The 13,905-nt window shown below is 53.1% G+C and carries 15 protein-coding genes; 3 read left to right on the top strand and 12 right to left on the bottom strand.

Annotated elements, in window-relative coordinates; all coding sequences use genetic code 11:
* Window positions 1-210: 210 nt before the first annotated feature.
* From BB497_13370 to BB497_13360, 3 genes are read right to left on the bottom strand one after another with little or no spacing between them, the layout of a single operon-like run.
* Window positions 211-1,044 (bottom strand): 6-pyruvoyl tetrahydropterin synthase-related protein, encoded by an 834-nt coding sequence (locus BB497_13370; GenBank protein AVI63623.1) that lies wholly within the window; start codon window positions 1,042-1,044, stop codon window positions 211-213.
* Window positions 1,044-1,688 (bottom strand): 7-carboxy-7-deazaguanine synthase, encoded by a 645-nt coding sequence (locus BB497_13365; GenBank protein AVI63622.1) that lies wholly within the window; start codon window positions 1,686-1,688, stop codon window positions 1,044-1,046. The genes BB497_13370 and BB497_13365 overlap by 1 nt, the downstream gene beginning before the upstream one ends.
* A complete protein-coding gene (locus BB497_13360) occupies window positions 1,688-2,398 on the bottom strand; it encodes a 7-cyano-7-deazaguanine synthase QueC (GenBank protein ID AVI63621.1) in 711 nt (236 codons plus the stop codon). The genes BB497_13365 and BB497_13360 overlap by 1 nt, the downstream gene beginning before the upstream one ends.
* A gap of 196 nt (window positions 2,399-2,594) precedes the next feature.
* Here BB497_13360 and BB497_13355 point away from each other — a divergent pair, with 196 nt between their 5' ends.
* Together BB497_13355 and BB497_13350 are read left to right on the top strand one after the other, a co-directional pair.
* Window positions 2,595-3,011, top strand: coding sequence for a cyclase (locus tag BB497_13355; GenBank protein AVI63620.1), 417 nt, complete (start codon window positions 2,595-2,597; stop codon window positions 3,009-3,011).
* Window positions 3,004-3,669: a sulfurtransferase gene (locus BB497_13350; protein AVI63619.1), complete on the top strand. Its 666-nt coding sequence runs from the start codon at window positions 3,004-3,006 to the stop codon at window positions 3,667-3,669. Before BB497_13355 ends, BB497_13350 begins: the two co-directional genes overlap by 8 nt.
* 59 nt (window positions 3,670-3,728) lie before the next feature.
* Here BB497_13350 and BB497_13345 read toward each other — a convergent pair whose 3' ends face one another.
* The 9 genes from BB497_13345 to BB497_13305 form a co-directional block, all read right to left on the bottom strand.
* Window positions 3,729-3,968, bottom strand: a complete 240-nt coding sequence (locus BB497_13345; GenBank protein AVI63618.1) for a hypothetical protein — start codon at window positions 3,966-3,968, stop codon at window positions 3,729-3,731.
* Between the two features lie 86 nt (window positions 3,969-4,054).
* Entirely contained in the window at window positions 4,055-5,125 is a 1,071-nt protein-coding gene (locus BB497_13340; protein AVI63617.1) for an L-asparaginase 1, read from the bottom strand.
* Window positions 5,126-5,199: 74 nt separating this feature from the next.
* Window positions 5,200-6,399, bottom strand: a complete 1,200-nt coding sequence (locus BB497_13335) for an MFS transporter (protein AVI63616.1) — start codon at window positions 6,397-6,399, stop codon at window positions 5,200-5,202.
* 15 nt (window positions 6,400-6,414) lie between these two features.
* Entirely contained in the window at window positions 6,415-6,918 is a 504-nt protein-coding gene (locus BB497_13330; GenBank protein ID AVI63615.1) for a hypothetical protein, read from the bottom strand.
* A gap of 77 nt (window positions 6,919-6,995) precedes the next feature.
* Entirely contained in the window at window positions 6,996-8,249 is a 1,254-nt protein-coding gene (locus tag BB497_13325) for an ATP-dependent RNA helicase RhlE (GenBank protein AVI63614.1), read from the bottom strand.
* Window positions 8,250-8,512: 263 nt separating this feature from the next.
* Window positions 8,513-8,980 (bottom strand): hypothetical protein, encoded by a 468-nt coding sequence (locus BB497_13320; GenBank protein AVI63613.1) that lies wholly within the window; start codon window positions 8,978-8,980, stop codon window positions 8,513-8,515.
* A 74-nt stretch (window positions 8,981-9,054) separates the two neighbouring features.
* Window positions 9,055-9,645: a hypothetical protein gene (locus BB497_13315; GenBank protein AVI63612.1), complete on the bottom strand. Its 591-nt coding sequence runs from the start codon at window positions 9,643-9,645 to the stop codon at window positions 9,055-9,057.
* Window positions 9,646-9,657: 12 nt separating this feature from the next.
* Window positions 9,658-11,343: a mammalian cell entry protein gene (locus tag BB497_13310; protein ID AVI63611.1), complete on the bottom strand. Its 1,686-nt coding sequence runs from the start codon at window positions 11,341-11,343 to the stop codon at window positions 9,658-9,660.
* Window positions 11,336-12,697 (bottom strand): paraquat-inducible protein A, encoded by a 1,362-nt coding sequence (locus BB497_13305; protein AVI63610.1) that lies wholly within the window; start codon window positions 12,695-12,697, stop codon window positions 11,336-11,338. Before BB497_13305 ends, BB497_13310 begins: the two co-directional genes overlap by 8 nt.
* Before the next feature lie 152 nt (window positions 12,698-12,849).
* Here BB497_13305 and BB497_13300 point away from each other — a divergent pair, with 152 nt between their 5' ends.
* Window positions 12,850-13,824: a calcium/sodium antiporter gene (locus BB497_13300; protein AVI63609.1), complete on the top strand. Its 975-nt coding sequence runs from the start codon at window positions 12,850-12,852 to the stop codon at window positions 13,822-13,824.
* Window positions 13,825-13,905 lie beyond the last annotated feature (81 nt).

Below are 13,905 nucleotides of genomic sequence, written 5' to 3'. Positions count from 1 at the left end.
GGCGATCAAACTCGAACTGCTTGCACACGGCAGGGCGAGTAGGGTGGCCAAACAACTTGCATAGGTTGTCATCGCTTAATTGAGCGCACCTAACCCCAGCCGGTTTGCCATGGGGCATGCCTGGTATGGGGGAGGTGATGGATGGCGCTATACAGCATGCGCCACAGCCGACACGGCAAGCCGTTGGCTGTGGCGCAGTTGTTCCACTGCTCATGTTAAGACGTCAGCCATTGCGCCTTTATTAATCCCTTCAAATGCCTGAACCGAGGACGATTTTCCGCTTTGCTCGGTTATTCTCTCAGCTAACCACGCAGCAATATTTTCTACGGTGGTCGGTTTAGGTAATACGCAGCAGCGAGCTTGAGGGATAGTGATTAAAAACTCTCCTTGTGCGGCTTCATAGCGACAGGTCAAAGTAGCATCATCTTGGTAAGCGATATCCGCGTCTTCAAGTAAATAACGATTGTCTAACCAGTCAGCCCATTGTTGCTCAAGGGTAGTTTGCCGCTCACCTTCTTGCCATATATAGAGTCTTGAGCGGTGCCCATGGGCAATACGTTGGCAGTTGCCTGTGTGGCGTTTCAGTCCATGACTGTAGCCGTAAGCTGCGCCTTCAATAGCCTCATCACTTAAGCTTAGCTTTACATAATGAACGTTGTCAGGCCGCTGCATAGTGAGAGTGTCGCTCAGTAGATCTGTAACATCTCCAATAGTAATTGTTTCCCATGGCAGCAGTGTAAATGCTTCGGCGGGGCCGCGTACTTCCATGGCGTAGGGAGTAGTAGTTCGAATACAAATGCCTTCAGGGCACTCGCTGACTTCAATGCCTGGCGCCTTGAGGGGTACTAGCAGTGTATGGTCAAGACCGCTGTCGAGCGTTCGTTTAATCCAGGGCTTCACCTCACCGAAGTCAAACAGCATGCCGTCTTCACCCAGCTCTCCGTCTAATAGGGCATCTACTTGCCAACTGCACCCCTTTAGGCCTTTTTCTGGGCACCAGAGGGAAACATCAATATGGGTCAGGTGGTTAACAAATAGCGACATTAATCAAATCCTGCGATTTTGTGCGTTTGAAGCGAGAGGCGCCACTGGGGGTTAGCCATACAGTAAGCGGTCGTTGATTTAACCGTTTGAGCATTTAGTGACTCACTACCGCGATCCATGGGCTGTAAAAAAAAGTGGCTGAAATCGAGCGAGGCAAAATTTTCTGGTAGCGCGTCAGGTTGCGGATAAACCAGCTTTAGTTCGTCCCCGTGGGTCACTGCAAGAGGGTTAGTGCCCTTTGGACTCACGCACAGCCAGTCGATACCGGGCGGTGGCAAAAGGGTGCCGTTGGTTTCCACGGCTACTTCAAACCCATAACGGTGCAGCGCAGCTACCAGCTCGGCATTGAGCTGCAACAGCGGCTCGCCTCCTGTAAAAACCACATAGGGCGTCGCTCGGCTAGAGCTCTGGGGCCACAGCGCATGAATATGATTGGCCAGCGCGCTTGCTGTAGCAAACTGGCCGCCATTAATACCGTTAGTGCCGATAAAATCGGTATCGCAAAATGTACACTTGGCGCTAGCGCGGTCAATCTCTCGACCTGACCAAAGATTACAGCCGCTGAAGCGGCAGAATACGCTGGCGCGGCCCGCTTGTGCGCCTTCGCCTTGGAGCGTGTAAAATGCCTCTTTAACTTGGTACATCAGCGCATTCCCTGCAAAACGCCACTTTCATATGCGAGTGGATCGGTGGCATGGTTAGCGCTAAAGGCGGCCAGACGTTCTCGGCAGCTGCCGCACTTACCGCAGGCGAGTTCGCGCCCTTCGTAGCAGGTCCAGGTATCGCGGTAATCTAGGCCCATGGCAAGCCCATCACGCAAAATCTCCGCTTTGGTAGATTGCAGGTAGGGGGCGTGGATCGTGACGGGTTCGAAATTAGCGATGCCAGACACGTGGTTCATGGCTTGAACAAACTCAGGACGGCAGTCAGGGTAGAGAATATGGTCTCCCCCATGGGCACCATAATCGACGCGTTGGGCGCCAATATTGACCGCTTTAGCAATCGCAAGTGAAAGCAGGATCATATTGCGGTTAGGTACCACCGTGGCGCGCAGGTTATCCGCCGCGTAGTCGCCTTCGGGCATGGCAATGGCATCGCTGGTTAATGCCGAGTTATCAATCAGGCCGTGAATGGCGCGTATATCAACCACCTGATGAGGCACTTCGAGCTGCTGGCAAACGTTTCGTGCAGTGGTCAATTCTCGTGCGTGGCGCTGTCCATAATCAAACGAGAGCGCGTGAACGGTGAGGCCTTCGTTCAGCGCGCGATGAAGTACTGTGTAGGAGTCCATGCCACCGGAATAAATCACAACGGTGGCAGACGCGTTTGCGTCTAGAGTGGTGTTTAACGACATGATTAATACTCACTGTTCGGAGAATTTTTTAGGCGCGTTAGCGTCACGCTAAGCGATGATCCGGGGTCCGGTCCGGAAGGGCGGCAGTGTACGCAATGTGGGGTTATCTGACCAGAGGTAGTCACGCCGCTTCGTTGTGTATGTCGGCATGGTTTGGCATGTTAAGCTGTTAATCCCAGCCGTAAGAGACAAGCTCATGGCCACCATAGAACATAGTGAAATTATTAAAGCGTCCCCAGAGCGCGTATTTGAGCTGTTACGCCGCGTTGAAGATTTTGCGGACTATTCTGATTTAATTCGTTCGATCGATACGTTAGGCAATGACCGTTACCGTTGGCATGTACGGGCGGTGGGTATGGACTGGTCCTTCGATGTAGTAGTGACAGAAATTCAGCCCCCTCACGTGTTGGCGTGGGAGTCGTTGGAAGGGGTGAAAAACCAGGGGCGCTATAAGCTGCGTGCAGTGCCTGAAGGAACGGAGGTTGAGTTAACCTTACACTATGATATTCGTAATCGCTTAATGGAAAAAGCGGTAAACAAAGCTGCCAAACCTTTAGTAGGTAAAGTCAGCCGCCAAATACTTGAACGGGTTGAAGCTCGGTTACATGAATAATTTCACACGTTACTCATGGCGTTGGGCCGCGGGCTTCGCGGTCGTGGCCATGCTTGCTTATGTTTGGTTATGGTACTCCCCTGATTTAATGGCGGTAAAGCGCTGGGCGGCCACGATGTCTCATCATCCGGTGGTGATCATTGGCGTAATGGTAACAATGGCGGTAACCCTTGCCATTGGCTTACCTGGCAGTATTGGCTTGTGGTTGATTGCCCCTTTTTATTCACCACTGATTGCGACGTTTATGTTGACCATAAGCAGTGTTGCAGGTGCGTGGGGCGCTTACCAGCTAGCGGCAAATGCGGGCGACCGCTGGAACCCTAAAGGGTTGACGCTTAAGGTCATGGAAACATTAGAGGCGCGTAGTGACCTTCTTACCCAGTGCGCGTTACGTATCCTACCGGGCTTTCCGCATTCGGTGATTAATTTTGCTGCTGGCCTGCGACGCATTTCGCTGGGCCGCTATTTAATCGCGGCGGCGCTGGGCTTGTCGGTAAAGTGGGCGGTCTATAGCAGTGCCATTTATGGCGCTCTTGAGGCAATAGAAGAGGAAAATGCCCTTCAGTTTGAGGTTATATTCCCACTTTTGGCGCTGGCATTACTGCTATTAGTAGGTGGCTGGTATCGGCGCCGCGTTGAAGCGGCGCGTGATTTTTAGCCGTTATTGAAGAGTATTAACCTCTCTGGCTACTTAGCGCAGGGCATGGCTGCGTGTGGTTAGCCGGTTTTGTGCATTGATGCGTCAAGGTGGTCAACCACTTCTGCCCAGTCAGCATCTGCTTCAACGGCTTCGCGTAGAAACTCTGCTTGGCCTTCATTCCAGCAGGGAGCGTCTGCTAGGGCCATCTCTTCGGGGAGCGGCGAGTTGCGTTGTATAAAGCGCTCGATAGATTCTGAATCAGAGGGTAATCCAAGCTGCTCAAAAAGTTCGCTAAAATGGTGTACGGGTTGTTCCATATTTTGCTTTCCTTTCCGTTGGTTAACGTACACTTAAACATAGCGTGAATGAGCGACTATGCCAGTCTCTTTTCTCAAAAAGCGCGTTAGCGTTCTCCGACGAGTGGTGTCAAAAAGCGGCGACGCTGGTCTTCAAAAGAGAGCGGTTGGGCGAGTAAGTGAACCAGCTTGGTATAGGCAGCTTCGGGCGTCATGTCATCGCCTGAGAGCACGCCAGCGTCGGCAAGGCCGTCGCCTGCCGCATAGGCACCTAAATGAATGCTCCCTTGGGGGCATTGGCTAATTGCTGCAATGAGTTTGCCTTCACCACTTGCCTTAGCAATGAGCGCGAGTAAGTCAGGGTTGCTAGGAATGTTTCCCGCCCCCCATAGCTGTAATAGCGCGCCTTTGATGCGTGAGTCGCCAAGTATGCTCTCCAATTGCCACGCGCTAATACCAGGCCAAAGGACGACTCTTGCGACTTCACCCTGGGCTACTGCAAGATAGTCGGCTAGCTCAAAGCGTGGGGCACCTCGCTGTTGGCAGGCCAGTCCCCGGCTAGGATAGTGTATAAAGTCATCGCCTACTCGCTCCCCAATAAGTGGGTAATTGGGGGAGGAGAATGCATCTACAGCGTTGCTGTGCTGCTTGATGGAGCGAACGCCTCGTAACAACCGGTTTGCAAAATAGATAGCCACTTCTTGCAGTGCAGGTTGGACGGCAAAGCGGAATGCGCCGTACAGGTTATCCAAGGCGTCGCTATTCGGGGCCTCTAGCGGCTGCATGGCGCCAGTTAACACTACGGGACGATCTATTCCTTGTAACTGATAAGCAAGGCTGGCGGCCGTCCAGCTTAATGTGTCGGTGCCATGAATAATCACGAAGCCGCGATAGGCGTTGACGTTATCGGCGATGTCTCTTGCTAACTGCTGCCAGTTAAGCGGTGTGGCAGCACTTGAATCGATTAGCGACGCGTAGCTAATAACATCGTACGCGGGTAGGCTTTGCCGTTGTGCCAGGGGAAGGTGGCTTAATGCTTGATGTAGGCGGTCACGAAAATTACCGCCTGGGGTAAGGCCATTCGCCTGTTGCAACATGCCTATGGTGCCGCCGGTATAAATGACCAGCAGGCGCTCTTTAGTGGGAGCTGAAGATGTTAAAGGAGACGTCGTGCTCAAAGCATTATCCTGAAATGGTCGATGACTGCGTTAACGGGCCGCTTTGCATCGGTAGCTTTAGTGTCACTAGTAAGTTAGTTGTTATGTACTATCAGTTTGCCTGACTGGTCATCTAGTCGACGTTTACGACCAGCGAGAAGCGCAAACCCGCAGCAGATTAGAATCAATAAAATAAGTAGCCAAGCGATGTCTTCAGTGCCGGCACCTGCTTGGAGCATCAGGCCCACGCCAAATGGCCCAAGGGATGCAAGCGTGTAACCTCCACCCTGGACGAGGCCAGAGAGCTGCCCGGCTAAACGTGAGTTAGCGGTTCTCAATACCAGAAGGCTAAGTGCTAAGCTGAAGCTGCCGCCTTGACCAATGCCAAGTAGCGCTGCCCCTGGCCACTTCCAGGCCAATGGCGCGATTAGCAGCATCCAAAGGCCTAATCCAGTGCTGAACAGAACCAGCAGCAGGGCGGGGCGCTGGTCTTTGCCTAAGCGAGCCAGCCAAGGGGCGGATAGTGCAGCGCCTAGCTGGCACATGATTGAAATAGCCATTGTCCAGCCCGCGGCGGCCTCATCGTATCCGCGATATACCAGTAGTGTGGGCAGCCAGCCGAACACGATATACGCCATTGAGGACTGGATGCCCATAAACAGCATGACATGCCAAGTCAGCGGTTTGCGTAGCAAATGCAGAAGCGGTGCTTTTGGTGAAGTGGGTAACTGAGATTGCTGGGTTTTGGGGGCCTTCGCGATCCATAGAAGTAATGCCACAAGCGCTAACAGGGACCAGCTCATTAAACTCAGCTGCCAACTTCCCAGCCATTGCATTAGTGGTACGCTAAGCCCAGCGCCCAGCGCACCCCCAAGGCAGAGCGCCATGGTGTAAAGCCCGGTAAGTAAGTCGGCACTTTCAGGCAGTTCTCGTTTGACCAAGGCGGGCAGCAACGTACCACTAATCCCGATAGCTGTGCCTGCCATAGCAGAACCCATAAATAGGCTGCCGGGCAGCGGTAGCCCCCTAACTATTAGCCCACTGGCTAATAGTAATAGCGCTCCGCTTAGCGCACGTTCACTACCAAGCCGATGGGCCAACATTGGTGCGAGTGGGGCCGACAAGCCCAGGAAAAGTACCGGTAAGGTGGTGAGAATACCTGCGGCCGCAGGTGTTAATCCGGCGGTCTCTTGTAGGCGGTTTAGCAGTGGGGCAACCGATGACATAGCAGGGCGCAAATTAAGCCCTACTACGAACATCAGTAAGATGAAGGTGAATGCACGACGAGAGACCATGGCGGGCGCTTACGCTTATTTAAGGTGTGGACGTAAATCTCCACGCACCGCATCGAGCAGGGTAATAAAGTGGTAGTCCTGAGGAGTGTCCAAGCAGTCTACCCGTACCTGGGTGCGCATTCCTTTATTGATATCTAATTTATCATAGATTTCCAGGGTTAGCTTGCGCGCAGGTTTATCGCCAGGAGCGATAATGCCTTCTTCAAGGGTAAACGTTTCAAGCAGGGTCACGCGCACCCGCGTACTGTTGCCTTCGCTCAGTACACGCCGCACGAAGAGCCAGCCTTCGCAGGGGAGCGCGTCATTGCTGTCGCGCTCGCGCAAAAAAAGCGTACGGTAGCAGGCACCTTCCACCGACGCCTTTTCGGCCATGCTGCGATATGCTTGAAGCACTTGTCCTGAAGAAGCACGCGCATCTTCTAGGCGCTGTGAAATACCTTGATGTTCGCGACTCAGCTGCTCTTGATGCTGAAAGGCAAGCCACTGACGGTACTCATTAATTAGTTGCTTCGACGCCATGATCACTCCATGAATCAATTCAGTGGTAATGCTGGAATATGCAGGGCGCTAACCTTCGCATATTCCTTGCCGGCAGGCTAGCGGCGGGCGCGGCGGCGTTCGCCGCTTGAAGACGCGGATTGCCCGTCAGGCTTACGTTTGGCGCGGGGTTGCCGCTGGCCCCGGCGCCCATTTTCAATCGGCTCGGGCTTGGCGTTGGGGTCAGGTTCGAAACCGGGCTCAATACGCTTGGGAAGTGTCTGCTTGATTAACCGTTCGATGCCGCTGAGTAAACCATGCTCATCGACACATACCAGTGAGACGGCTTCACCATTGCTACCTGCACGACCTGTGCGGCCAATACGGTGCACATAGTCTTCCGCTACATTAGGCAGGTCGAAGTTCACTACGTGGGGTAGTTCATTGATATCCAGCCCGCGCGCGGCGATATCGGTGGCCACCAGTACCTGTAGGTCACCGCTTTTGAAAGCGCCTAGAGCCCGAGTTCTGGCGCCTTGGCTTTTATTGCCATGGATTGCCATCGCAGGAATATCTTGCTTGGAGAGCTGCTCTGCTAGGCGGTTAGCGCCATGTTTGGTGCGTGTAAACACCAACACCTGAAACCAGCCATGCTGTTGGATCAAATGAGCGAGTAGTTCACGCTTTTTATCGCGATCTACGCGATAAATGGCCTGCTCAATTCGTTCGGCTGTGGTGTTGCGCGGTGCAACTTCAATCAACGCAGGGTTGACGAGTAGTTGCTGGGCGAGCGCTTGAATTTCATTTGAAAACGTCGCGGAAAATAGCAGGTTTTGACGCTTTTTTGGCACCAAGCGCAGCAGCCGCTTAATGTCATGAATAAAGCCCATGTCGAGCATGCGATCCGCTTCATCGAGAACAAGGATTTCCACTGCGGATAAATCGACATGGCCTTGCTGTTGAAGGTCAAGCAGCCGGCCTGGGGTGGCAACCAAGACATCAAGGCCTGCTTTTAAGGCATCAACCTGGGGTTGCTGACCAACGCCACCAAAAATAATGTGGGAGCGAAGCGCAAGGTGTTGGCCATAAGCGGAAACACTTTCACCCACTTGGGCGGCCAGCTCACGGGTAGGAGTGAGGACGAGAGCTCTTACTTGGCGTTTCGCGGGGCGCTTGCCGTTAGCGAGCCGCTGAAGCATCGGTAGCGTAAAACCAGCTGTTTTACCTGTGCCGGTTTGGGCACTGGCGAGTAGGTCACGCCCCTCCAGTACTACGGGGATAGCCTTTAATTGAATAGGGGTTGGCTGGGTATAGCCTTGCGCGGTAACGGCGCGCAGTAAATCGTCGTGCAGACCAAGTTCAGAAAAGCTCATGCGTTCTCCGCAATCACCTAGCAAGTCATACCGACAGGCGGCAGTTTGCTAAGCGTAATGTTCAAAAAGCGAGGATGATACACCGTCGCGGCAGCGAAGTTTGCCAGATAAAGTGCGCTGCCGCGATGGACATTTATTAGCCGCAAAAGGCAAGTACGTATGACAAAGCCTTGTTCGGAAGTGACGGGGTAGTGCTGAAAAATAACCGTGATACACCATTACAGTGTATCACGATTGCTAGCTGGCGGTGCCTTTCAACGTGCTTATTGGTGGTCAATGTGCTGCGCATAAAGGCTGGTAACCCGCGCATGACTGGCAGCAGGCAGTGGCAGCGAGGCGACTTCATCGGCGCTAAGCTCAAAGAGTTGGTTGGGGTGCGCTATGCCAGCATCAAATAGCTGCGCCGCCGTGGCAGGGCCAATGCCATCTAGGGTCATTAACGGGCGGGTAAAGTTTTCAAGAATATGTGCTTGCTGTTGGGCAGAGCTGGGGGCGCTGTATAGCTCAAGGGCTTGTTCAGCAACAAACTGTTCAATGCGTCCCAGTGTCTCAATAGCCTGTGCAGGGGCTCCCTGGGCAACCAGTATGACGGTGATAGCCTCATGGCTATTTAGGGCCGTCTCTAATAGGGAGAGTGATGTATCGCCCTCAAGCCATGCTTTTAGAGAGTGCGTTAGGCTAGCAAGCTGCTTGTGTAGCGCCTCAACGTCTAACGTGTTGTCACTATTCATATCGCGTCCTTGTCCGAGTCTCTGACGTAGCTTAGCCGTTAATAGGCAGGTCGACATGAGGTGCCCAAGCTGACCTACTCAAAAAAGTTGCCTTGGCGTAGCTGATGTGCGATCTGGCCGGCAATGCTGGCCCAACTCTCGCCTAGTGAGCGTACCAATGCTGGGTAGCCATCTTCATTGAGTTCTGTTTCAGCAGTAACACTTTTCATCGCCAAAAGTTCATTGCTGTTGCTTCGAAGCTGCCACTGGCCGCTGGCCACAGCAACCCCATCATACCTTCCCTGGAACTGATCAATTTCAAGTTGCAGTGTTGGACCGCTAGGTGCATTGATCTCTTCCCGAACTACTTGGATAGTGGGTAGCTCATGGGCAAGGTGCACCCGCAGTGATCGCTCCAGCTGACGGCCTATGCTTTCCGCCCACTGATGCTCCCGCGCTTCGTTGAGGGCAATATCATCTAACTGCATAACAATACCATCAACATCTAGATAATGTGCTAACCGTGGAGCGCTTACTTTAAGCGTGGCTTGGGGTTGAACCGGGGCGTTAACCGCTGGGCTGCTCGGTAGCATGTAGCGTGCCGGGGGGGTAACGCTGCTTGCACAGGCCGACAGCAGAAGGCTCAGGCCGAGCAACAGTAAAGCCTTAAGGGTCAGAAAGCGCATAGTCATTCCTTGTTAGCGTGGAGCACGGGGAATTGGATCTTGAGTGTCCAGGTTATCAAATAGCAATGCCCTGGGGTTTTCGTTCAACGTGCGGGTAAGGGGCTGTAGGTCACGCATCAAACGGTCTAGGCGTTGAATCGCGGTGGTTAACTCCTGGTAAGCAGGCGAAGAGGGCGAAACACCTTGTAGTGTGCTGCGTAGCTCATCGAGTGTAGCGTTCAGGTTGCCGCCAAGTGCTTGGGTATCTGGGTCATTTAGAAGCTGGTTCATTGCCGCGCTGACTTCACGAACTTCGTTGAGTACGCTCTCTGACGCCTGCAGATTGCGATCTAGGCCGGCCAACAGCGGCTCTACCTCTAATCCGTTAAGTTTATCCAATAAATTGGTCACTTGCGCTTGGATTTGTGCAAACCCGCCTGCCACCGTGGGGAAAACGGTGCGTTCTGAAAAAGACTCAGCCAAATATTGATCGGCTAAATCCCGCTGGAAGTTCAGATCGACAAAGAGGGCGCCAGTGAGCAGGTTGCCATTTTTCAGGGATGCGCGCAGGCCCATGCCAAACATGCGCTGAAAACGCTCTTCCCACATCTCTAAATCAATATCCTCATTTTCAATACCTAAACGTTGCGGCTCAATGCGGATCAATACTGGTATAGAAAACTGAGCTCGTGAATCAGGTTGTGGAGCGGTAAAGTTCCAGGGGACGGCGGCAACGGTGCCCAGGCGGACACCTCGAAACTCCACGGGCGCCCCTTTTGAGAGCCCACGTACCGTATCCTCAACCAGTAGCACGTATTCGAGATAGCGGTTAAATGTCCCCTCGCGGGCACTATCTTCATCTGCATAGAGGCTAAAGCTGGCATTGGCTTCTACCGGGCGGCCCATGGGTAAATCCTCGGGTACGCCAAAGGTAACCCCGCCGCCCAGCAGCGCTTCCAGGGACTCTACGTTGACACGGACGCCATCGGCGTCTAAACGAAAATCAACGCCGCTAGACGTCCAGAACCGAGTGCTGTCCGTGACAAGCTGTGCATAAGGGTCTTCTATAAAGACATGGTGATGCATGGTACGAGTTTCAGGCTCAAAACGTGTGTCTTCAACGCGGCCAACGGTATAGCCTTGGAAGGACACGGGATCCCCTACACGCAGTGAATTGCCCAGCTGGCTCACTAGACTGATGTGCAGCCCAGCTTGGCCTGCAGGCGCGACCGGGGGAACGTCGCTGACCTGAAACTCACGGCGTGGCTCTTCAGACCTACCCGGCTCAAGCTGAATATAAGCACCTGAAAGCACGGTGCCAAGGCCGCTGATGCCTTCCCTTCCAATACGTGGTTTGACGACCCAAAAGCGGCTGTCTTCGCGCAGCATAGTTTCAGCTTCAGGTTGAATGCGGGCAGTCAGGACCGCGTGGGAAAGATCGTCAGATAGCTGCACGCTTTGTACCCGACCTATTTCAACGTTGCGGCTACGAATTAATGTGCTGCCTGCCTCTATGCCTTCAGCATTTTCCATATTGAGTGTTACCAGCGTGCCGCGGCTTGTATAGTTGTCGTATACCAGCCACATGCCAATAATGACAGCGACAATTGGCACAATCCAGATAGGCGAAAGCCTAGTCTGAGGCGATGACTTCGCCCTGTGCAAGTCGTTCTCTTCTGAAGGCGTTGTTCTTTGCTGCGGGGTTGAATCATTAGCCATCAACAGGTTCCTTGGTGGCCGTTTCACGGCGAGTAGAGCATGTGGGTGGGGCGTCCCAAATCAAGCGTGGGTCAAAGGTTATGGCAGCAAGCATGGTGAACACTACCACGGCTCCAAATGCCAATGCAGCTGGGCCAGGGGTAATTGACATTAACGAGCCGGCCCGTATGAGGGCAACTAAGATAGCAACAACAAACACATCGACCATTGACCAGCGGCCGATAAACTCGGTGAGCCTGTAAAGTTTAGTGCGGCTTTGGGCGTTCAGTTCGTTGCTGCGCTTTATTACAAGGCAGAGCCACGCCAAGGCGACGAGCTTACCTACGGGTACGATGACACTCGCAATAAAGATAACTGCAGCTATCGGCCATGAGCCCATTTGAAGCAGTTGCACTACCCCGCCAATGATGGTGGAAGGTGTTGTGTGCCCTAGGCTAGTCGTGGTCATAATCGGGTAGACGTTAGCCGGGATATACATAATGGTGGCGGCAAAGAGCAGTGCCCAAGTGCGCTGTAAACTGTGAGGTAAGCGCTGGTGGAGCTTTTCATGGCAGCGTGTGCAGCGGTTTTGGCCTTGAGGAGAAAGGCGATTCACTAAGCCGCAGGTTGGACACCCTGTCACCCCTTGGCTGGCGCCGGTGGTGCCAGTTTTTGTTCCTTCTGGCGCGAGGGGTTCGCCCTCCAGCGAGAACCACATCCAGTCGGCGTCAAGAGACTGTGACGTCTTTAGCAATAACACGGCAAACATACAAAACGACCAAAAAGAGATACCCAGCTCAATATGCGCCATGCCGGCAATTTTAATTAAACTGACCAGGGCGCCAATGATAAAGACATCGGCCATCATCCAAGGGGTTAGGTGGGCTAAAGAGCGCGCGATGTCACGGCTAAATGACATATGTTTGCCGCGTAAAAGGCCGTACTGCAGCCAAATGACGCCCACCAGATAAACCGCTGGCAGCACGATAATCGTCATGATGACCGCAATTGCGACAATAGGCTGGTGAAAGGCGATTAGTGTAGTGGCTGTCTGCGAGAGCTCAATGCGGTTACCCACGCCACCTACGTTAAAACTGATAAACGGAAATGATACTGCAATCAGCAGGGCAATAAGCGAAGCGAGAGCAAGCGCCATGCTGCGTTGGGCTGGAAAGCGGTTACGCTTAACCAGGACGTGAGAACAGCGTGGGCAGGAAGCTTTCTCCCCAGATTTAAGCGGGGGCAGTGCTGAAACCCAGTCGCACTCATGGCAGGCACGCAGCCGCCTACGCTGAACGCGAAGCTCAGGCGGTAGGCGATCAACCAGCGGTGTATTAACCGGTAAGTGGCGTTTTTTTAGAGGGTAGTGGGGCAACAGCGAGCTCTCAATACATTAAGTAGTTAACACTAATACGGCGGGCGTGCTTGGCTGTCAAACCCGCGAATAAACTCTTCTTGACTGATGTGAAGGGTTGGACAAGGATGCACCCGCGATAGTGCCTAACATTACGACATTAAGGAACTGAAATGTTGCTCGCTTATATAGCGGTGCTGGTGGGATTAGCGTTACTTATTTGGAGCGCCGAAAAATTTATTGATGGTGCTGCGGCTACATCACGCTGGCTGGGGCTTTCACCCTTGCTTATTGGCATGCTGGTGATTGGATTTGGAACATCTGCACCTGAGATGACCGTATCGGTGTTAGCCGCCATGCAGGGAAATCCTGGCTTAGCAGTAGGTAATGCGTACGGGTCAAACATTGCTAATATCGGGCTCGTGTTAGGTTTTGTAGCGCTTATTGCACCTTTGGCGGTGCATTCAGATGTTATTCGCAAAGAGATGCCGTTATTAGTCGCCGTTATGCTTTTAACCGGCTTTATGCTGTTTGATGGATGGATTTCACGCTGGGAGGCGGTTGTACTGCTTGTTGCCTTGGTACTCTTTATCGGTGTAAGTATCGTGCGCTCACGCGGGCAAGCGAATGATCCGCTGGTTGATGAAGTTGCTCAGTCGCTGGACAGTAAACCCATGACCCGGGGCAAAGCGCTCATGTGGACGCTCGTGGGGTTAGTGTTGCTGATTGTGAGTTCGCGTCTGTTGGTCTGGGGAGCGGTCGAGATAGCGGTTGGTTTTGGTGTTAGCGACCTGATTATTGGTTTGACCGTGGTTGCTATAGGTACTTCTTTGCCTGAGCTGGCGTCTTCTATTAGTGCGCTACGCCGTAAAGAGCACGATATGGTGCTGGGCAACGTGGTGGGCTCCAATTTATTCAATAGCCTGGCTGTGGTTGGCTTGGCTGGGGTTATTCACCCCATTGAGATGGGGCGCGAAGTTCTGGTGCGTGATTGGAGTGTGATGACCTGCATGACGCTGCTAATGGTTCTATTCGCATTTTCCTGGCGAGGTCGACCGCGCCGGATAAATCGTGTTGAAGGCGGTATTTTGCTGGCGCTTTTTTTGGCTTATACCGGCTATATGGTGAGCATCGTAGTCACCACCTAAAGTGCTTTTAACTCTGCGTCAATGCGACACAGCTTAACGGCAAACTTTCTCTGTATAGCCATTGTCGAAGCTGTAAGATAG

Source organism: Halomonas sp. GFAJ-1 (assembly GCA_002966495.1).
Classification (GTDB): Bacteria; Pseudomonadota; Gammaproteobacteria; order Pseudomonadales; family Halomonadaceae; genus Vreelandella.
This window is presented reverse-complemented; position numbering and strand designations above follow the sequence as displayed.